20 protein-coding genes are annotated in these 20,208 nt (G+C 72.1%); 18 read left to right on the top strand and 2 right to left on the bottom strand.

From position 1 onward, the window contains the following. Positions 1–102 precede the first annotated feature (102 nt). From ACMTAK_RS24155 to ACMTAK_RS24115, 9 genes are all read left to right on the top strand, one after another. The gene (locus tag ACMTAK_RS24155) at positions 103–702 is read left to right on the top strand and encodes a hypothetical protein (RefSeq protein WP_413808142.1); all 600 of its coding nucleotides are present in this window, start codon (positions 103–105) and stop codon (positions 700–702) included. A gap of 127 nt (positions 703–829) precedes the next feature. Then, positions 830–1,537: a hypothetical protein gene (locus ACMTAK_RS24150; RefSeq protein ID WP_413808141.1), complete on the top strand. Its 708-nt coding sequence runs from the start codon at positions 830–832 to the stop codon at positions 1,535–1,537. Then, positions 1,530–2,801: a DNA cytosine methyltransferase gene (locus tag ACMTAK_RS24145; RefSeq protein ID WP_413808140.1), complete on the top strand. Its 1,272-nt coding sequence runs from the start codon at positions 1,530–1,532 to the stop codon at positions 2,799–2,801. The genes ACMTAK_RS24150 and ACMTAK_RS24145 overlap by 8 nt, the downstream gene beginning before the upstream one ends. Beyond that, positions 2,801–3,898 (top strand): DNA cytosine methyltransferase, encoded by a 1,098-nt coding sequence (locus tag ACMTAK_RS24140; RefSeq protein WP_413808139.1) that lies wholly within the window; start codon positions 2,801–2,803, stop codon positions 3,896–3,898. The genes ACMTAK_RS24145 and ACMTAK_RS24140 overlap by 1 nt, the downstream gene beginning before the upstream one ends. Before the next feature lie 2 nt (positions 3,899–3,900). After that, positions 3,901–5,313, top strand: coding sequence for an asparagine synthetase B family protein (locus ACMTAK_RS24135; RefSeq protein WP_413808138.1), 1,413 nt, complete (start codon positions 3,901–3,903; stop codon positions 5,311–5,313). Continuing rightward, a complete protein-coding gene (locus ACMTAK_RS24130; protein ID WP_413808137.1) occupies positions 5,285–6,064 on the top strand; it encodes a methyltransferase domain-containing protein in 780 nt (259 codons plus the stop codon). The genes ACMTAK_RS24135 and ACMTAK_RS24130 overlap by 29 nt, the downstream gene beginning before the upstream one ends. A gap of 86 nt (positions 6,065–6,150) precedes the next feature. After that, positions 6,151–6,576 (top strand): hypothetical protein, encoded by a 426-nt coding sequence (locus ACMTAK_RS24125; RefSeq protein ID WP_413808136.1) that lies wholly within the window; start codon positions 6,151–6,153, stop codon positions 6,574–6,576. Next, complete coding sequence (locus ACMTAK_RS24120; protein WP_413808135.1) at positions 6,573–8,213, top strand: hypothetical protein; 1,641 nt, start codon at positions 6,573–6,575, stop codon at positions 8,211–8,213. Before ACMTAK_RS24125 ends, ACMTAK_RS24120 begins: the two co-directional genes overlap by 4 nt. A 92-nt stretch (positions 8,214–8,305) precedes the next feature. Then, positions 8,306–8,551, top strand: coding sequence for a hypothetical protein (locus ACMTAK_RS24115; protein ID WP_413808134.1), 246 nt, complete (start codon positions 8,306–8,308; stop codon positions 8,549–8,551). Between the two features lie 12 nt (positions 8,552–8,563). Here ACMTAK_RS24115 and ACMTAK_RS24110 read toward each other — a convergent pair whose 3' ends face one another. After that, entirely contained in the window at positions 8,564–8,848 is a 285-nt protein-coding gene (locus ACMTAK_RS24110; RefSeq protein WP_413808133.1) for a hypothetical protein, read from the bottom strand. 92 nt (positions 8,849–8,940) lie between these two features. After that, positions 8,941–9,444: a hypothetical protein gene (locus ACMTAK_RS24105; protein WP_413808132.1), complete on the bottom strand. Its 504-nt coding sequence runs from the start codon at positions 9,442–9,444 to the stop codon at positions 8,941–8,943. 451 nt (positions 9,445–9,895) lie between these two features. On the opposite strand from ACMTAK_RS24105, the gene ACMTAK_RS24100 reads away from it, so the two are divergent. The 9 genes from ACMTAK_RS24100 (at position 9,896) to ACMTAK_RS24060 (ending at position 20,207) form a co-directional block, all read left to right on the top strand. Further along, a complete protein-coding gene (locus ACMTAK_RS24100) occupies positions 9,896–10,222 on the top strand; it encodes a DUF1360 domain-containing protein (RefSeq protein ID WP_413808131.1) in 327 nt (108 codons plus the stop codon). Beyond that, positions 10,219–11,976 carry a hypothetical protein gene (locus tag ACMTAK_RS24095; RefSeq protein WP_413808130.1) on the top strand — a complete coding sequence of 586 codons (1,758 nt, stop codon included), beginning with the start codon at positions 10,219–10,221 and terminating at the stop codon, positions 11,974–11,976. Before ACMTAK_RS24100 ends, ACMTAK_RS24095 begins: the two co-directional genes overlap by 4 nt. After that, on the top strand, positions 11,973–12,194 hold the full coding sequence (locus ACMTAK_RS24090) for a hypothetical protein (RefSeq protein WP_413808129.1): 222 nt from the start codon (positions 11,973–11,975) through the stop codon (positions 12,192–12,194). Before ACMTAK_RS24095 ends, ACMTAK_RS24090 begins: the two co-directional genes overlap by 4 nt. Next, a complete protein-coding gene (locus ACMTAK_RS24085; RefSeq protein WP_413808128.1) occupies positions 12,187–15,636 on the top strand; it encodes a phage minor head protein in 3,450 nt (1,149 codons plus the stop codon). The genes ACMTAK_RS24090 and ACMTAK_RS24085 overlap by 8 nt, the downstream gene beginning before the upstream one ends. Positions 15,637–15,664: 28 nt before the next feature. Next, on the top strand, positions 15,665–16,084 hold the full coding sequence (locus ACMTAK_RS24080) for a hypothetical protein (protein ID WP_413808127.1): 420 nt from the start codon (positions 15,665–15,667) through the stop codon (positions 16,082–16,084). Between the two features lie 97 nt (positions 16,085–16,181). Then, positions 16,182–17,897 (top strand): major capsid protein, encoded by a 1,716-nt coding sequence (locus ACMTAK_RS24075; protein ID WP_413808126.1) that lies wholly within the window; start codon positions 16,182–16,184, stop codon positions 17,895–17,897. A gap of 82 nt (positions 17,898–17,979) precedes the next feature. Then, positions 17,980–18,822, top strand: coding sequence for a cupin (locus tag ACMTAK_RS24070; protein WP_413808125.1), 843 nt, complete (start codon positions 17,980–17,982; stop codon positions 18,820–18,822). Then, the gene (locus ACMTAK_RS24065) at positions 18,819–19,475 is read left to right on the top strand and encodes a C2H2-type zinc finger protein (RefSeq protein ID WP_413808124.1); all 657 of its coding nucleotides are present in this window, start codon (positions 18,819–18,821) and stop codon (positions 19,473–19,475) included. Before ACMTAK_RS24070 ends, ACMTAK_RS24065 begins: the two co-directional genes overlap by 4 nt. A gap of 3 nt (positions 19,476–19,478) precedes the next feature. Then, the gene (locus tag ACMTAK_RS24060; RefSeq protein WP_413808123.1) at positions 19,479–20,207 is read left to right on the top strand and encodes a hypothetical protein; all 729 of its coding nucleotides are present in this window, start codon (positions 19,479–19,481) and stop codon (positions 20,205–20,207) included. Position 20,208 lies beyond the last annotated feature (1 nt).

Genomic DNA, 20,208 nt, shown 5'->3' with positions numbered 1-20,208 from the left:
AGGGCCCGCCCGGCACGGGCCCCCTGGCACACCGTCAAAGTGATCACGCAGGGCGCTTATCCTCCAGGGCCGCCGACCCCTCCGCGACCAGGAGCAACGCCCATGCCGCCCGCCACACATGTGCGCACCGCCGTCATCCCCCTGGACCAGCTCGTCCACTTCCCAGGCAACGCCCGCCGCGGAGACGTGGACCTCATCCTCTCCAGCCTCAAGCGGAACGGGCAGTACAGGGGACTGGTCGTACGCGACGTCCAGAACGAGGACGCGCCGGAGGTCATCCTCGCCGGGAACCACACCGCCCTGGCCCTCAAGGCCCACGGCCCCGGCCCGTGCGACTACCGCACCACCGTGGACGGAGAGGAGCGCCCGTGCGGCGTCTGCCACGGCCAGGAGTGGGTCCCCTCCGCCCGCTGTGAGGTGATCATCTGTGACGACGACACCGCGCGCCGAATCAACCTGGTCGACAACCGGGCCAACGACGCTGGCGACTACGACCGGGACGCCCTGGCGGAGCTCCTGTCCTACCTCGACGAGGACGGCTACGAGGGCACCGGCTACACGGACGCCGAGGTCCGCCAACTCGCCCACGCCGTCCCCCCGCTGGAGACAGGGGAGGAGGAGTTCCCCGCCTACGACGAGGACGTACCCACCGAGTACAAATGCCCCCGCTGCGAATATAGCTGGTCAGGAAAGCCGAGCTAGGCGCCTTGAGGAACTGTCCGTAATGCGACCTAAACTCACGGTCATGGCGAACAAACGATCACGACTCGTGTCTGACCCGGTATGGCTTGCGCAGGCCTTCGCGAAGCCTGGAGCCACCATCCGCTCCGTGGCGGCGGAGGCCGGGTGCGATGAGAAGACGGTCCGCCGCTGGAAGGACCGGTATGGAGTGGCGTCCCGCCCCGTGTCGGAGACGGCCGCGCTCCGCCAGGCCCGGACGGACGAACTCCCCGCGCGCACGCTGGAGGTGATCGAGGGGGAGCTACTGGGGGACGGCTCCCTGGTCTCCCGTGTGCGTGGGACGACCCGGTACGCCGCTCAGTACCTCCACCACGCCCGTGATCGCGCGTACCTGGAGTGGCTGGTCACGCAGCTTCCCGGCCTGGAACACACGATCTTCGGCCCCTACAAGCCGGAGACCGGGACGGCGTTCGTCCTCCAGACCCGGACGTACGCCGGGCTCCTCCCGCTGTTCGAGCGCTGGTATGACCCGGCCCGCCCCGCCCACCGCCGCAAGCGCGTCCCGCTGGACCTCCGGGTGACGCCCCTCATGGCCCTCCACTGGTACCTGGGAGACGGCCACCTGGCGGTAGACCGCCGATCCCCGGGGACAAAGCCGGTCATCCGGCTCTCCACGGACGGCTTCGCCCTGGAGGAGGTGGAGCGGCTGGCCGCGCAGCTCCAGCACTGCCGCGCCCGCGTCGGCCGCTTCGGGAAGGGCCACCGCATCGTCCTGGACTCCGCGCCCTTCCTGGAGTGGATCGGCCACTGTCCCGTCCCCGACGTCTACGGATACAAGTGGAGGCCACGTGCCTAACCGCCACCGCCCGCGCCGCCGTCCGCCGGCCACGACCCCGGCCGCCGCTCTGGCGCCGAAACCGCCGTACCGCGTCCCCTCCATGGAGGAGATCGCCGCCCTCCCGTGGAACGGTTTCAACGCCGTCTCCACGTTCTCCGGGTGTGGGGGGAGCTCCCTCGGCTACCGCATGGCCGGGTTCCGCATGCTGTGGGCGTCGGAGTTCATCCCGGCCGCGCAGGAGACCTACCGGGCGAACGCCGCCCCGTACACCGTGCTGGACACCCGGGACATTCGGGAGGTGACCGCCGCCGACATCTGCGCCGCCACCGGCCTGGTCGTGGGGGAGCTGGACCTCTATGACGGCTCCCCGCCCTGCGCCGCGTTCTCCACCATGGGCAAGCGCGAAGCCGGGTGGGGGAAGGTCAAACCGTACTCCGACACCGTCCAGCGCGTTGACGATCTCTTCTTCGAGTTCGCCCGCATCCTTCGGGAGCTCCAGCCGCGTACCTTCGTTGCGGAGAACGTCTCCGGCCTGGTCAAGGGCACCGCGAAGGGCTATTTCCTGGAGATCCTGGCCGCGCTCAAGGCTTGTGGCTACCGCGTGGAGGCCCGCCTCCTGGACGCCTCCCGCCTCGGCGTCCCGCAGTCCCGGCAACGGCTCATCTTCGTGGGCGTTCGGGAGGACCTGGACATGGCGCCGGTGTTCCCTCGGCCGCTCCCGTACCAGTACACCGTCCGCGACGCGCTCCCCGCCGTCCCCCGCCTGGTGCACGACACCTCCGGCAACCGCGGCCAGGGTGACGTCACCGACAAACCGTCACCCGCGATCACCGTGGGCACGGACGCCATCAACAGCTACCACTTCCGCGTCCTGGACCCCGAGGACCACGAGGAGGTCACCCACGACCCGGAGACCGGGAAGAACATCCACATCGGCCGCTACGCCATCGGTGAGGCCTGGCGCGACACCCCGCCCGGCGGGAGCTCGGAACGGTTTTTCAGCCTCAAGCGGATCGACCCGGACCGCCCCTCACAGACGATCACCGCGGAGGGCGGGAACGTCACGAAGGCCTCCGTGACCCACTACGCCGAGGCCCGGAAACTGACGCTCAAGGAACTCCGCGCCATCGGCGGGTTCCCCCCGGACTTCATCCTCACCGGCACGTACGAACAGCGGTGGGAACGCATCGGCCGCGCCGTCCCCCCGGTGATGATGAGCCACATTGCTGCGGCCGTACGGGACCAGGTCCTCACCCCGCTCCGGGAACGGGGGGTGATCTGATGACCGCCGCCCGTCCTCCGTACCGCGTCCCTACCATGGCCGAGATCGCCGCCCTTCCCTGGAACGGCTTCACCACCGCCTCCACGTTCTCCGGCTGCGGCGGCTCCAGCCTCGGCTACCGCATGGCCGGCTACCGCGTCCGATGGGCCTCCGAGTTCATCCCGGCCGCGCAGGACACCTACCGTGCCAACGCCGCGGCGTACACCGTCCTGGACACCCGGGACATCCGCGAGGTGGCCGCCGCGGACGTCCTGGCCGCGTGCGGCATGGCGGTGGGGGAGCTGGACCTCCTCGACGGCTCCCCGCCGTGCTCCCCGTTCTCCACCACCGGCAACCGCGAAGCCGGGTGGGGCGAGGTCAAGCCGTACAGCGGAACCCGGCAACGCGTCGATGACCTCTTTTTTGAGTACGCCCGTCTCCTCCGCGAGCTCCAGCCGCGCACGTTCGTTGCGGAGAACGTCTCCGGCCTGGTCAAGGGCACCGCGAAGGGCTATTTCCTGGAGATCCTGGCCGCGCTCAAGGCTTGTGGCTACCGCGTGGAGGCCCGCCTCCTGGACGCCTCCCGCCTCGGCGTCCCGCAGTCCCGGCAACGGCTCATCTTCGTGGGCGTTCGGGAGGACCTGGACATGGCACCGGCGTTCCCCCGGCCGCTGCCCTACCAGTACACAGCGAGCGAAGCGACCAACAGCCTGGCCACCCCGGCGGGGACCACCCACGACCCGGAGACGCGAGAGGACATCGACATCAGCCAGTTCGCGGCAGGAGAGGCCTGGCGTGCCACTCCGCCGGGCAGTAGTTCTGAGCGGTATTTCAGCCTCAGCCGATCCCACCCGGATCAGCCCTCGAGGACGATCACAGCGGAGAGCAGCGGCCCGCACCGGGCCTCCGGCGTCACGCACTGGGCGGAGCCGCGGAAGTTCACGCTCCCCGAGCTCCGCCGCCTCGGCGGATTCCCGGACGACTTCCAGCTCACCGGCACCTACGCGCAGCGCGCGGAACGCATTGGCCGCGCCGTCCCGCCGGTGATGATGGGCCACATCGCGGCCGCCGTACGGGACCAGGTCCTCTACCCGCTCCGCGAACGCGGGGTGATCTGACCGTGTGCGGCATCATCGCGGCCACCGGCCACGTAGACCTCACGGCGGCTGTGGGGGCCCTGGCGCACCGCGGCCCGGATGCCGCCGCCGTCGTCCAGGAACCGGGCGTGACCCTCGGTCACACCCGCCTGGCGATCCAGGACCCCGGCGCCCGCTCAGACCAGCCGTACCGGGACGGCCCCGTGACGCTGGTCTACAACGGGGAGCTGTTCAACGCCCCGCGGGTGCGCGCCCTGGTGGAGGCCGCCGACCCGGGCCGCACCTGGTCCACCACCGGGGACACGGAGGTGGTGGCCGCCGCCCTGGCCGTCCTCGGCCCCGAGGTGGCGCTCCCAGAGCTGGACGGCATGTACGGCCTCGTCTGGACCGACCAGCGGCGCCCCGGCGTCCTCCACGCCGCCCGGGACCGCCACGGCGAGGTCCCCCTCCACGTCCACCGCGCCCTCCCCTTCCTCGTCGCCTCGGAGATCAAGGCCTTCCGCGCGCTCGGCCGGCGCTGCGGTAAGGCCGTGGTCGACGTCTCGCCAGGGGAGTGGTGGGAGCTCTACCCCGCCGGCGGACTCACCCGGCACACCTACCACCAGCTCACCGCGACGCCGACCCCTGAGCTCACCCGGGAGACCGCCGCCCCGGCACTCCGCCGCGCCCTGGCCCGCGCCGTGGACCGCCGGGTGATCGCGGACGTGCCCGTGTGCGCGCTCCTCTCCGGCGGCATTGACTCCGCCGCCATCGTCGCGGAGCTCGTCCGGCACCACCCCGGCCTCACCACCTACACCGCTGTACTGGACCCGCGCTCCGCGGACCTCCGCCACGCGCGGGAGACCGCCGAAGCGCTCGGCGTCCAGCTCGTGGAGGTCCCCGTGACCCCGCCCACCGCGGACGACCTCACCCACGCCCTGGCGGTGATCGAGCAGCCCTACAAAGCACAGGTGGAGATCGCCTGGCCGTGCCTCGCCCTCGCGGCCGCCATGCGCGCGGACGGCTACCGCGTCACCTACTCCGGGGAGGGCTCGGACGAGCTCTGGGCGTCCTACGGGTTCGCGTACCGCGGTATCAAGGCGTCCGGCTGGTACGGCTACCGCCGCGACCTCATCGCCGCACAGGCCGTGCGGAACTTCCCCCGCGTGAACAAAGCGTTCATGAGCAGCAGCGTGGAGGGCCGCCTCCCCTTCCTGGACCCGGACCTGGTCACCCTCGCGCTCTCCATGCCCGTGGACGTCGTCCGGGACGCCGACACCCCCGCCGGCCGGAAAGCCGTCCTCTCCGCCGCCTACGCCGACCAGCTCCCGGCCTCCGTCACCCGCCGCGGCAAGGTCGCGTTTCAGGACGGCCTCGGCCTCAAGCAAGTGATCACCCGCGCCCTTCCCAACCCCGTGAGGTACTACCGTGCTGAACACTCCCGCCTCTACGGCTAACCCAGACACCGCGGCCCCGGCCGGGGACATCGCGGAGCGCTTCACCACCGGCGCATGGGAGTTCACCCCCGAAGTCGCGGACGTCTTCCCCGAGCACGTCCGCGCCTCCGTCCCGTTCTACGACGCCATCCAGGACCTCGTGGCGGAGGCCTCGGACTGGCTCCTCCCCGATGTCGGCCACGTGGTGGACCTCGGCGCCTCCACCGGCACCACCGCCCACCGCATCGCCACCCGCCACCCGGCACGGCAGCTCCACGTCACGCTCTACGACCAGGAGCGCTCCATGTTGGACCGGGCCGCGGAGACCCTGGCCGGCGTCTCCAGCCTCCACGTGGACTACGTCCAGGCCGACATCCGCCGCTCCCCCCTCGGCCATGAGGACGCGGACCTCACCCTGGCCCTCTTCACCCTCCAGTTCCTCCCCGTGGCGGACCGCGTCCAGGTCCTCCGCAACGCCCGCCAGGCCGCCTCCTCCACCGGCGCCCTCATCGTCGCGGAGAAGGTACGGCCGCCGGACTCCCGTTGGGCGGAGATCGCGTGCGACGCCTCCCACGACTGGAAGGCCGCCCACGGCATCACCGATGCCGCGATCCGCGCGAAGGCCCGGGCGCTCCGCGGCGTCCTCCAGCCCTACCCGGAGTCCACCCTCGTTCAGGCCGTCCAGGACGCTGGCTGGTGCTGCCCGGAGGTCCTGTTCCGCTGGCACTCCTGGTGCGTCCTCGGGGCGTTCGCTACCCCCACCGGCATCTGACCCACCCGTCCCACAGCGTGCCCGGGAGGCCCACCCGGCGCGTTCGTCTCTGGAACCCATAAGACTCTGGAAAGTGAGGGGGCCTCATGGGCGCATCAAAGGCACAGCGCGCCGCCGCGGCGAAGAAGAGAGCGCAGGCAACCGCGCTCCGTATCGCCGGTGTGGACTGGGCGACGATCGCGGAGCGCGTCGGGTACGCCTCCGCCGGCGCCGCTTGCACTGCCGTGGGCGAGGCGCTGAAAGCCAACCTCCGTGAGCAGGACCAGAACGTGGACGAGCTCCGCGCGCTCGGCCTGGCGAAGGTCAACCGGCTACAGGCCGCGTTCTGGCCCCTCGCGATCCAGGACAAGGATCCGAAGGCCGCGAAGGTCGTGCTGGAGTGCATCAAGCAAGAGGCCCGGTTCCAGGGCACGGAGGCACCGACCCGGGTCAACGTGGAGGCGCAGCGCCTCGGGGACGAGATCCTGGCGCTCCTGGAGGGCGACGACGGGGGCGCGGGTGACGGGCCGTGAGGGCCCGGGAGGACATTGAGCGGGAGGTACTGGAGCTGGTCCGCGCCGGGGACGTCATGGCGCTCCGGGAGGTGAGGGACGCCGTACGGAAGGCCCGGGCGCGGAAGAACTCCCGCCGCGTCCTGGCGTACATGTATGACCCGGTCGGGTGGGCGCGGGACTGCATCGCCTGGGAGGACGGGGAGGGCCTGACCGCCTACCAGCGGGACGTCCTCGGCGCGATCCCCGTGCACCGCCGCGTCGCCGTGCGCGGTCCTCACGGCCTCGGGAAGACGGCACAGGCGGCGATCACCGTCCTATGGTTCTCCACCACCAGGGAGGCCGCGGGGATCGACTGGAAGGTCATCATGACCGCCTCCGCGTGGCGACACCTCGCGATCTACCTGGTGCCCGAGCTCAGGAAGTGGGCGAAGCGCATCCAGTGGGACGCCGTGGGGCGGGAACCGTTCTCCGAGCGGACGGAGCTCCTGGCGCTCAACCTCAAGTTGGAGCACGGCGCCGCCACCCCGGTGGCCTCCCATAAGGCCGAGTTGATCGAGGGCGCGCACGCTGACTCCCTCCTGTACCTCATCGATGAGGCGAAGATCGTCCCGGACGCGACATGGGATGCGGTGGAGGGCGCGTTCTCCGGCGGTCGTACGGACGGCCCGCCCGGGCGACTCCCGGAGGCCTTCGCGTTCGCCATCTCCACCCCCGGCCCGCCCGCCGGCCGGTTCTATGACATCCACCGCCGCGCCCCTGGCCTGGAGGACTGGTACGTCCGCCACGTCACCCTGGCCGAAGCCATCGCCGCGGGGCGGATCTCCCGCGAGTGGGCGGAGCAGCGCGCCCGCCAGTGGGGCCGGGACTCCGCGATGTACGCCAACCGCGTGGAGGGGGAGTTCCACTCCTCGGATGAGGACTCCGTGATCCCGTTGGCGTGGGTGGAGGCCGCCGTGGAGCGGTGGCACGAGTGGGACCAGGCCGGACGGCCGGAGCTGGAGGGCCGGCGCTTCACCGGCGTGGACGTCGCACGGGCCGGCGGGGACTCCACCGTCCTCGCCCACCGGTGGGGCGCCGCCGTCACCCACCTGGAGACCCACGACCGGGAGGACACCATGCGCACCACGGCGCGCGTCCAGGCGGCCACTGGAGAGGACGGGGAGTCCATCCCGGTCGTGGACTCCATGGGCGTCGGCGGAGGCGTCGTGGACCGCCTCCGGGAGCTCGGCGTCCCCGTCCTCGCCTACACCGGCGCCGCAAAGACGAACGCCCGCACCCGAGACGGGGAATGGGGGTTCGTCAACACCCGCTCCGCCGCGTACTGGCGGATGCGGGAGCTCCTGGACCCGGCGTACGAACCGGAGGTCATGCTCCCGCCGGACGATGAGCTCCTGGCCGACCTCACCGCCCCCATGTGGGACACCACCACCGGCGTCCCGCCCCGCATCCGCGTGGAGCCGAAGGAGGACCTGGTGAAGCGGCTCGGCCGCTCACCTGACAAGGGAGACGCCGTGGTCATGGCGTACAGCGCGGAGTGGATGAAAGCCTCCGCCGTCCATTCCCCGGCCCGGCGCGGCCAGGCCGGCGGAGGGCAGGCGGCCCGGGCGGCGTCCCGGTACGGGCGCACCCTCGGCGGCGGGACCCGCACCCGGTGAGGGACGGAAGTCGCGAACTGCTCCACCCGCGGCGCGCCGTCCTGCGATCATCGACCCGTCCCCGAGCGAGCGACACGAGCAGAGGCAGCACCATGACGTGGGTTTACGCGGCACTCACCCAGGAAGCCGGCAAGCGCGGCGGCCCCGACGCGCTCCGGTACTTCTACCGCGTCCAGGGCGTCATCATCGGCGCCGCCATCACCGGCGCCACTGTGGCCGGGACCGTGGCCTACGACAAGTGGCGCACCCGCCGTGCCGCCGCCGCTGCCGAGGCGGCGCCCGAGAGCACCACGGGGACACCGGACCCGTGCGACGCTCCGGAGGCCACGCGCAGCTGACCCCGGGCCGGCCTACAGGCGGATGGGCCCGTCGGAGAGCTCTCGCGCGAGCCGGTGGGCCTCCGCCACCCTCGCCCGCGCCTCGTCGGTCTGGAGGCAGTCGGTCACCAGGCGGACGCCGACCCGCCGGCGCGCCTCCACGTCCAGGCCCTCGGCCTCCAGGCCGGCGTCCAGCCGCTCCAAGACGACCCGCATACGGGCCACCTCGGCCGCGAACTCGGCATCGTGGAGGGCGGACCGGGCGGCCTCCGGGTTGGCGGTCAGGTACTCGTCCAGGGCCTCGGTGCTCATCGTCATGCCGCCAGGCTCCCACGCCCCGGGGCTGCGCCTCGAGCTCCGTCACCAGCGGCTGGCCCGATCCCGTACCTTTCCCGGCCGCGCGCCGCGCCCTACTCGCCCCGGCTCGTCCTCTCAGAGAACGTGATCAGATCGTGGACCTCGATAGGCCGCCGCTCCCCTCGGAGGATCTGGTCCCGTAGCTCCTCAAGGAGCCCGGCCTCCTCCCCGCCGAGCAAGTACCCGTACGCCATGAGCGCGGCCGTCCGCGTGGCGTAGATGCCGGGGAGCCAGCCGTACCAGGAGGCGGCCACGCCGTAGGCCGGCGCCTGTCCGGGGAGCGCGGAGGCCTGCTTCGGCGGGTAGATGCGGGCGAAGCCGACCGCCTCCACGCCGGGGGAGACCGGGCGCTCCTCGGCGTTCATACGCCGCTGCTCCTCGTACGTCAGGCGGTCCCACTGGAGGAGGGCGGCCGCCTCCAGCTCTTCCACGGTGAGCGGGCGCCCGGCGGCCTGGCGGAGCGCAGTCTCCAGAGACTCAGCCCGGTGCGGGATACCGCCGGCGCGCACGCCGTGGATCAGGGCTGCGACGTCACCATGAGGGGCGGGGGTGGTCATGAGGCCACACTCTCCCGGAAGTGTCGAGGCCTCCAGCCCGGCCCGTAACCAGCAGCGTGGAGGCCGCCTCTCGCCCGGCCCTTTACCAGCGGCTAAGAGGCACCGTCCCGGGGCGCACCCCGACGGCATGGCCACCATAGCGCGTAACTGACCGGCTGCGAGGGAGGACAGCACAGGCCCCGGCCGGAGACTCGTACCGTGGGGCGGGCTGCCGCCAGGCGCATTCCCACGCTGCCCGGGCGCTGCATTTGGCATAACTGCCGGGGCCCCGTCGCGTGCTCCTCCCGTATTCGCCCTGAAACCCTGTGTCGAATTGATCAAAATTACTACGCGCTAAACCCCCGCATTGATCTAAATCATGGCTCTGACCAGGTGTAACGTCCGCCATGAATTCCGCTGCATTGGCCTATGATGCTCCGCCGACCGATGGCGGATCATGCAAGGGGCAGAAATGATCGGAATTCATGAGCTCGTGTTCCTGGCGCTCGCCGGGTACCGGCTCACACAGCTCGGCGTCCATGACTCGATCTTGGACCCCGTCCGTGACCGGGTGTTCGACTGGCAGACCCGCCGCCCGGAGTCCTCCGCCCGGGCGTTCATCGTGACTCTCATCAGCTGTATCTACTGCCTCGGCTGGTGGCTCAACGGCGCCGTGCTCGCGGCCTGGCTCCTCTGGCCGGATAACCGCGTGGTGCAGGTCGGCGTGATGTGGTTCGCCGTGGCCGGCGCCGCCGCCCTCCTCAACCGGTGGGATGACTCCCGTAAGGCCTCCTCGTGACCGCCGCGCCGCCGCGTCGGGTCATCACCGCCGCCGCCTCCCGCTACACCTCCCGCAAGCTCAAGGGGGGCGGCGGCCAGTCGAAGGCCCCGGACTCCGGCTGGCAGGAACGCGCCTGGACGTTCTACGACTCCACTCCGGAGGTCCGGTTCGCCGCACAGTGGATCTCCGGCGCCATGAGCGCGGCCACCCTCTACGCCGGATACCTGGCCGATGACGGTAAGACGATCGAGCCCGCCCCCGACGACTCCCGGGCCGCGGAGATCGTCGCGCAGATCGCCGGCGGCCCGGAAGGCCAGGCGCAGCTACTGGGCCGTATGGGCCCTCACCTCGTGGTCCCCGGTGAGGGATGGCTCGTGATCCAGCCGCAGGAGGACGGCGGCCAGGCCTGGCACGTCCTCTCCGTCCAGGAGATGCGCCAGCAGGGGCAGAAACTCATTGCGGAGATCGACGGGGAGCCCGTGGAGATCCCGCCGGCGGACCCGGACGGCACCGCCGCGGACGACTCCGACCCCATCGCTATCCGCGTGTGGCAGCCGCACCCCCGCCGCTACCTGGAGGCTGACTCCCCCGTACGCGCCTCGATCGGCCTCCTCGAGGAGCTACACCTCCTCAACGCCGCCGTGGCCGCCATCGCCCGCTCCCGCCTCACCGGCCGGGGCGTCCTCCTCGTGCCACAGGGGACCCGCTTCCCTTCCACGCCCGTGCAGGGGGACGCGGAGGATGACCTCATTGAGGTGTTCATGGAGGTGGCGGAGACCGCCTACCGTGAGCCGGAGTCCGCGGCGGCCACGGTCCCGATCATTTTGGAAGTGCCCGCGGAGCACATCGCCGCCATCAAGCGCCTCACGTTCGAGAGCGACTTTGACGAGCTCGCCCTCCGCCTCCGGGACGAGGCAATCCGCCGCTTCGCCACCGGCCTGGACGTCCCCGCGGAAATCCTCCTCGGCATGGACGCCCTGAACCACTGGGGCGTGTGGGCCATGAAGGAGGAGGCCGTCACCCTCGGCGTACAGCCCCGGTTGGACACCGTCTCCTACGCCCTGACCACACAGTGGCTCCGCCCGCTCCTGATGGCGGACAACGTGGAGGACGCGGACCGCTTCGTGGTCGCCACCGACACCAGCGGCCTCCGCGTCCGCGGCAACCGGTCACAAACGGCGCTGGAGGTCTTCAAGGCCGGCGCCATCTCCGCCGCCGCGCTCCGCCGGGAGACCGGGTTCGACGAGAGCGACGCCCCCACCGCGGAGGAGACCGCCGCGCGCCGCCAGGCCGAGCAGGCGCAGCAGCCCGGACAGGATGGCAAGGACACGGACGCGGAGGAGACGGATCTCCCCGTGGACGAGGCCGAGGGCGAGCCGAGCACGCTCCCGGCCTCCGCCGCGGGCGGTCTCCCGGCGGCGGTGCTGGAGGCCGCGGACGGCCTGATCTGGACCGCGCTCGCGGCGGCCGGGGAAAAGCTCCGCAAGACGCCGGCGTGCCCGCGCTCGGAGCGGTCGAAGGCCCGGGAGATCGAGCCCGCCCGCCTCCACACCGTGCTCCGCGTGGAGCCGGGCCAGGTCGAACAATGGCGGCTCCTGGAGGGCGCCTGGCCGCGTCTGCCGGAGGTGGCCTCCCGGTACGGCCTGGACGCGGAGTGCCTGGCCGCGTCCCTGGAGGACTACTGCCGGGAGCTCATCGCCGCCGGCATCGCCCATGACTTCGACCTGACCCCCGGCGCGCTGCGCACCTCATGCCTGGCGGTGGCCGCATGACCCCCCGCCGCCGCCCGCCCGTACCGCCGCCCCTGCCCGTGATCACCGTCTACGTCCTGCCCGGGACGCCGCGCCCGGACTGGTGCCACGTCTGCAAGGCCTACACCCGGGTCACCGGGGACGTCCTCCTCCTCACCCCGGCCGGGGTGTCCGTCATCGGTGCGTACGCCGGGTGCGAGATATGCGACGAGCCCGAGGAGGGGGAGCGCCGTGGATGAGGACCTGATCCGCGTCAACGAGGCGGAGCGGGAGATGGCCCTCACCGTCCGCGAGGTCCTGCGCGAGGTCGCGGACGAGTTCGCGGACGCCGTCTCCGGCGCGGATGAGCTGGTGGCCGCCCGGTTCTCCGTGGGCCGCATCGCCCGCATGTGGAGCTCCCGCGTCCCCCGCATCGTGCGCCGGTTGTTCGGCGTGGTGGAGGACGGCGCGCACGCCGCGGCGGACGCGGTGGGCGGGGAGCTGGACGACACCTGGACAGGCCTCCCCGCACGGTATGAGGAGGGCCAGGAGCTCCCCGGCGAGCTCGGCCAGTACGCCACCACCACGGAACACCTCCTCCGCGCCGTGGGAGACCGCCTGGCGGAGGCCGCCCGTCAGGAGCTCGCCGCGGGACTGGACGCCGGGGAGGACGTGGACCAGCTCCGCGACCGGCTCCGCGCCCGCTTCGCCGCGGACGGCGCGCAGCTCGGCCGCGTACGGGAGGAGCGCACCGCCCGCACCGAGGCCACTCGCGCCTGGAACACGGCCACGCTGGAGGCCGCCCGCGCACTGGAAGGCCCGGACCGGCCGCTGGTGAAGCAGTGGCTGACCAGAAGGGACCTGGTGGTCCGGGATGCCCATGACGCCGTGGAGGGACAACTCCGCCTCATTGGCGAGCCCTTCACGGTGGCCGGCGTGGCCATGCAAGCGCCGGGTGACCCCACCGCGCCGCCGGAGCTCGTCATCAACTGCCGTTGCGTCCTGGCCCTGGCCCGCGCTGAGGACCGCAACGCCGCAGCCGGTGAACCGAAGGACGCCGCATGGGTCCACGTCTTCCATTCCGAGGAGGTCCCCATGGGGACGCCTACGGATCCAGGGCCCATGACCGCCGCAGCGGACGGGAGCCACCTCATGGGCGGCATGATCGCGCTCATTCCCACGGAGGAGGACGCCGCGCGCCTCGCCATCGATGGCGGGGAGGACGCCGGGGAGCTCCACCTCACCCTCTACTTCCTCGGCGACAACGGCGCCGACTGGACGCCGGACCAGCGGAACGAGCTCGCGGAGGGCGTCCGCGCCCGCGTGGGCGAGCTCGGTGGCAACGTCACCGGCCGCGCGTTCGGCGCGAACCACTGGAACGCCGGCACCGACTCCCCGTCATGGGTGTGGGCCGTGGGAGACGACCGCGACCAGGACGCGGACGCGCCCACCCTCGTGCGCGCCCACGCCATGGTCACGGACGCCCTGGAGGACACCCACGAGCGGCCGGAGATCCCCGTCCAACACTCCCCATGGGTCCCCCACGTCTGCGCCGCGTACAGCGACGATCCGGCCCTCCTGGAGGCCCTTGAGGAACGGCTCGGCCCGATCACCTTCGACCGCCTACGGCTCGCGTTCGGCGGCGACTACATCGACATCCCCCTGACTGAGGAGGAGCCCATGACGGAAGAGGAGACCGCGGCGGGGATGCCCACCCGCTCCTGGTCCACCCCCGGAGACGCCGCCCTGGCCTACGAAAACCAAGAGACCGGCGATGGAAGGGTGTTCACGCCGGGCTCCCTCTACTGGGAGGGCCCCGGCCCCTGGCCCCTCCAGTACGCGGACGAAATGCTCCGCGGCCATGAGGGCGCCGAGCTCGCCGCGTCCATCACCAGCCTCGGCCGGGACGGCGACCGCATCACCGGTGAGGGCGTCCTCTACCTCTCACAGCGCGCGGGCGCCGAGGCCACCATGCTCCTGGAGGAGGGGGCACCCCTCGGCGTCTCCGTCGACCTGGACGACGTTGACGTGGAGTTCGTGGACCGCACCATGGCCGATGGAGAGGACGGCGGCCTAGTCCTGGCCGCCTCCCTGGCCTCCGCGTCCCTCCTGCGCCTGGACGACGGCGGATGGATGCTCACCGCCTCCACCGCCCCGGCCTGGACCGCATCCGGCGGCCACCCCGCCCGCATCCGCCACACCTCACAGCTCATCACCGGCCCCGGCGGCGCCGTCACCGCGGCATCCGTACGGGCCGCGTTCGAGGGCGCCGGCGTCCTCACCGCCGCCGCCGGTGACCCGGACGACCTGGACACCGGCGTGGTCGTGCACTCCGAGTCCGCCGGGGACCTCCTCCTCCGCATCACCCGCGCCCGGCTCCGCGGCGCCACCCTCGTAGCCATGCCGGCCTATGACCGCGCCCGCATCGTCCTGGACCCCGTGGACGAGGAGCAGGAGGCCGCGGCCTCCGCGGCCGGGACCGTGGTGGAGCCGGTGACAGCGGCGACGGGGGACACCCACCAGCGGGTCATCACGTACGTGCGCGGCTGCCCGGCCCCCGTGGGCGCGGCGGAGGTGGCCCGCGCGGTCGGCGTCGCCGTGAAGACGGCCCGGGACCACCTCAACCGCGCCGTACGGTCCGGGCACCTGCTCCGCATGGCCCCCGGCCTCTACGCCGGCGCCTCGTCCATGCCCGAGGGTCAGGAGGTGGCCGCCTCCGCCACCGTGCCGGGCGCGCCCCTGGAGCCCGCCGGAGTGCCGCACACCCACCCCGTCTCAGACGACGTCATGAGGGAGCTCACGGCGTCCGCCTGGACGGCCATGCAGGACGCGGACCCCATGCCCGCAGCCTGGTTCGCTGAGCCCACCGTGGAGGAACTTCCGCCCGGGAGCGGCGGCGTTCACTACTCCGGCGGCCGGATTTACGGCTGGGTGGCACAGGCCGGTGAGCCGCACGCCGGCTACCCCGGCCGGAACCTCACCATCGAATCACTCGGCCAACTCGACATGACCCACTTCCTCCGGGCCCGCTTCAAGCTGGACGACGGCACGTTCGTGAGAGCCGGGGCGTACACGATGAACGTCCCGCACTCCCGGGACGGCGCCGAATGCGACACGGCCAGTTGTCAATTCGATGACACGCGCACGGTGGCGGGAGTGGTCACCTGCGGCCTCAACGACCGCGGACTCTGGTTCTCCGGCGCCGCCGCTCCCTGGTTGTCGGCGTGGGACCGCACGGTGTTCGCCGCCTGCCAGCCGAGTTACCACATGCGGCAGGCCCCGGACGGACGCTGGCAGCTCCGCGCCGTCCTCTCCGTCCCCGTCCCCGGCCACTCCTCCCCGCTCATCGCCGCGGCGGTGGAACGCTCGAACCTGGCCCTGGCCGCCTCCGCCGCGGTCGCCCCCGCGCCAAGCGCGCCGTCCCTCGAGGTACCGGCGCAGCCGGAGGCCGCCCCCACGTCCTCCGCGGTCCCACTGAACGCCGCCACCCCACCCGCCTCGACCGGCCACGCGCCGCCCGCCGGGCCTGGAGGCCTGGAAGAGGTGGCCGCCTCCCTCCTGGAGCGCCCGGAGCTCCTGGACGGCCTCCTGGACGCCCTGACCCGCCGCCAGACCGAACGGGACGAGGAACGCCGCCAGGAGGTAGAGCGGCTATCCACCGCCTTCGCCGCCATGCCGGCCGGTACCCCGGCCCGGTTCTAAAAGCCCACCCCCGAGAGGAGCACCAGTCATGCCGTGCGCGTGCCAGAACAAGCGCCAGACGTACGAGGTCATCCCGAACGCCGGGGCGGCCACCCGGGCCGCCTTCACCTCCAGCAGCCAGGGCACGGCGGAGGCCGTGGCCGACCGTTACCCCCAGAGCGTGGTCCGGGATAAGAAGACGGGGGAGGCCGTCTACTTCGCCTGGCCGAAGGGGAGTTACGAGGTCGCCCTCCACGGCGGTGAGGGCCCGGTCGTCGTCACCGCCACCGCCGTGCGTAACGCTGGTGACCGCGTGCCGCTCAAGGCCACCGCGGATGACCGCGCCGCGGAGGGCGCCGTGGTCCGTGTGGCCGGCGGCGGTGCCGTGGTCTACCCGCTCCCGTCCGCGCTCACCGCTTCCGGCTCCACCCTCACGGCCGCCGTCCCTCCGGCGCCGGCCACCCGGTAGCGTCCTGCCGCCACACCTGGTAGGCGGCTACTATTCACCCCTAGCACCGCTGGTTATGGGCCGGGTCACTGGGATTCACACCCTGGAGACCCGCCCCATGGCCGAGTTCGAGCTCCCGCAGGACCTCAACCAGCTCTCTGACTCCGCGTTCCTCACGTCGCTCACGGACGATGATCTGGGGGACGCCCTCAACGTCTCATCCGTGACCTTCGCGGCCCTGGCCGCACAGGACGAGATCACGGACGACTCCCTCCAGCAGATGCGCGCCCTGGCCGCCGGATCCGAGGCGATTCGGGTGGAGCAGCGTGGCCGCGTCGAGGCCGCGCAGGCCGCCGCCGCCGAGATCGAAGCTATGGCCGCCCGGGTCCGCGGTGACGAGCTCACCACGGAGGAGACCCCGGCCGAGGGCGCGGAGGGCCAGGAGGCCGCCGCGTCCGCCGAGACCACCCCGGCCGCGCCCGCCGCCCCGGCCGTGCCGGAGCAGCCCGCGGCCCCGGCACCCACGACCACGGCCGCCGCGGTCGCCCGTCCGCCCCTCAACCTCTCCGCCGTGCGCCGGGTCCAGCCGCGCGTCCTCCCCGAGGCACCTGCCCCCACCACCCGGATCACCGCGGCCGTGGATGTCCCCGGCTACACCCCGGGCGCACCGCTGGACTTCGGGGACATCACCGCGGGCATCATCAGCCGCGCCAACGCGTTGAAAACGGCTGGCGGGGGCGTGGGCCAGGTGATCTCCTACCGCCACCCGTACTCGCAGGACCTCATCGTCACGGACTCCTCCTCCGCCCCGGAGGGGACCACCGTCTCCCTCACGGCCTCCAATCAGCGGCGCCTTCCGGAAGGCGACTTGACCGCCTCCGGCGGCTGGTGCGCCCCCTCGGAGACGATCTACGAGCTCACAGACACCGCGTGCCCGGACCTCCTCTGGGACGCCCCGGAGATCCAACTCGCGCGCGGAGGCTTGAGGTACTACAAGCCGCTCTCCCTGGACGTGGCCGCCATGACGTGGGTCCACACAGAGGCCGACGACATCAGCGGCGCGGAAAAGCCCTGCTACCGCATCCCGTGCCCGGACCCGGTGGAGGTCCGGTGTGACGCCATCGGCGTGTGTTTGGAGGCGGGAATCCTCACGCAGAGGCATTTCCCGGAGCTCGTGAGCTGGTATTTGCGCAATGCGATGGTGGCTCATGAGATCCGCGTGAAGCAGTACCTGTTCCAGCAGGCCCTCAACGCCGCGACCCCGGTCACGCTGGAGCCCACGTTCGGCGCGCTGTCCGCCGTGTTCTCCGCGGTCGCTCTGCAAAGCGCGGACATGATCGAACGCCACTCGCTGTGTGAGTCCACGGCGCTGGAGGTCGTGTTCCCGTACTGGTCCCGTCAGCTCTTCCTCGCGGACCTGGCGCGTCAGAACGGCGTCAACATCTGCGACCTGGACCCGGGGTGCGTGCAGGACACGTTCTCCAAGCTGGGCGTCCGCGTCCAGTTCGCCCGCGGTCTCAACCCGGCGGTGCCGGACGAGATCGGCGGCGCCACCCCGGCCACCGCGTTCCCGGGCTCGGTCAAGTTCATGATCTACCCGAGCGGGAGCCTGGTCATCGGCCGTGGCGAGGAGGTGAATTTGGGTGTAATTCATGATTCAACGAAGTTCAGGTTCAATGACTATACCGCCCTTTTCGCGGAGGAATGCACCGCTTTGGTCGATAGGTCGGTGGACACCCGCCTGGTCACCGTCCCGGTCTGCCCGGACGGCGCGACCGGTGCACAGCTGGAGATGGTGTGCGCCGCGGGTGAGTCCGCCGGCGCGACGTCCTGACCCTCCACCCCCCTGGTCCGTGGCGGGCCCGTGAGCTGAGCGCGGGCCCGCCACGCCCGATCACGTCCACGGAGGTGGAGCCATGCCCGCAGCGATGCGGAAACGAGTAGAGCCCATTCCGGGCGTCCCGCTGCCGCACGGCATCCTCAACGCGTGCACGACGGTCGTGGACGTGGAGGACGTCCATGAGCTGATGGGCGTGGAGTGGATGGCGCTCGGGTGCTGCCCGGTCCGTCAGTGGGAGGACCCGTGCCTCACCGAGGAGTCCCCCGGGGAGGAGTCACCAGGGGAGCGCCCGGCAAAGGAGTTCTGCCGGCCAGAGTTCGAGCACGCCGTCCCCATCACGCTCTACGCCGGCGCGGAGTGCTCCACCCTCGGCTGGACGCATGAGGAGGCCGTCACCCACGCCCGGGCCACGATGGACCTCGGGGAACAGCACGGCCTGGAGGCCGCGTTCTGGAACACCCGCCTGACTCAGGACGTGGTGGACCTGACCCCGCCGGAGGGGCCGGTCTCCGTCGCGCAGGGCCTCGCGGTGCTGGAGGGGTGCCTCGCGGAGTCCTACGGCGGCGTCGGCGTCCTCCACGTCCCCGCCGGCGCCGCCGCGCTCCTCGGGTGCTGCAACCTCCTCCACGAGGACCCCGCCACCGGCCAACTCCGGACCCTGGCGGGGAACTGCGCCATCATCGGCGCCGGGTACTCCGCCATGAACACCGGCCCCGGCGGCATCCCGGCGGACCCGGGAACGACCTGGCTCTACATCACCGGGCCCGTGCAGATCCGGCGCGGCCCGCTCGACGTCATCCCCGACCGGTCCGCGTCCGTGAACATCCGCACGAACGACCGCCGGATCTTGCTGGAGCGGACATACGTGGTGGGCACGACGTGCACCGCGTGCGCGATCCAGGTGGTGGTGTGCCCGTGAACGAGCTCATCCGTATCCAGCCGGCCCGGCACCTCCGGGTGGCGTTCGCCCGGTGGGCCGTCGCCCAACGGCCGAAGGTCGGCACAGTCAGTGAGTCCGCGTTCGGCGTCCCGCCGCGCCTCTTCACCGACATGCCGGAGGACCTGCTCCGCGGCTCCGTGGTCGACGGCCACCCCTACGTGCCCGTGGACGACGAGCCGAGCACGCCGGCCCCGGTCGGCGCGCCGGAGCTGCTGGGCGTGGCCACCGTTGACGGCCTCCGGGACGCGGCACCGGGCCAGCCGCTCCCGGAGGTCCCACCCGCCGAGTACGGACCAGACTCCGTCCCCCTCCCGCCGCCCGACTTCGCACCGCTGGAAGACGCCCCCACCTACGAGGCCGGGGAGCTCCTGGTCATCGGGGAAGCCAGCCCGGAGACGGTTGTCCCCCTCGGGGACACGGGTGAAGACGGCCTCGCACAAGGGGAGGTCACGGACGGCGTCACACCGGGCGTGACCAGCGAGGACACCCGGGGGGACAGCGGGGACACCGGCGGGGAAAGCGACTCAAGCGACTCACCCACGAAGCCCTTCCCGTGCCCGCACTGTCCGCGCTCCTTCGACTCATCCCGCGGCCTGGAGGTCCACCTCCGCCGCGCGCACCCGGAGGTGTGAGCCGTGCCGGTCGAACCGATCCCCTGCGCGCCCGGCGGCGGTACGCCCGGTGAGGTCACCGGCTGCTGCTCCCCCTCCATCACCTCCGTCCCGCTCTGCCGCCCGGACGGCTCCACCGTCCTCCTGGTGGTCCGCTCCGGCTGCGCCGAGTGCGGCCAGGACGCCGGGGACCCGGAAGTCGTCGGCTGGCTCGACCCGGCCAGCGGCGCCTTCACACCCGGCCCGGCTCCCGCGGACACCGGCCCGTGCGGCGCGGAGGACTGCGCCTCCGTCACGGTGCTCCGCCTGTGCGACCAGACCTGTGCGCCGTTCCTACGGCACCTGATCCACGACTGCACCGGCGCCGTCACCAGCAGCGTGGACACCACCACGGACGGCGTCACCCCGTACGCGCCGGTCGGGACGGTGGGGGACTGCGAGGAGTGCGAGCGGTGCGAGCCGGAGCCGATGTGCCCCGGCTTCGTCGGCCTGACCGGGCCGGAGACGTGGACCATCCCGCCCGCCACCGAGAGCGTCAGTCTCTCCGTGGCGTGCGGGCCCGTGACCGTCTACCCGTGCGCCGGGGCGACGGACGGCGTGCAGATCAACGAATGCGGGGTCAGCCTCCAGTGGGCCGCCCCGGGGACCGAATGCCGGCCGGGCGTGCTGTGCGACACCTTCCGCATCGAAGTGCCGGAGGGCAGCGCCGTCTACGTCTCGTGGCTGTCGGCGGGATGCGGTGACGAGTCATGAG

The organism is Streptomyces lacaronensis (assembly GCF_047337785.1).
Classification (GTDB): Bacteria; Actinomycetota; Actinomycetes; order Streptomycetales; family Streptomycetaceae; genus Streptomyces; species Streptomyces lycopersici.
Note: the sequence above shows the minus strand (reverse complement) of the source record. Positions and strands in the feature narration are given on the sequence as shown.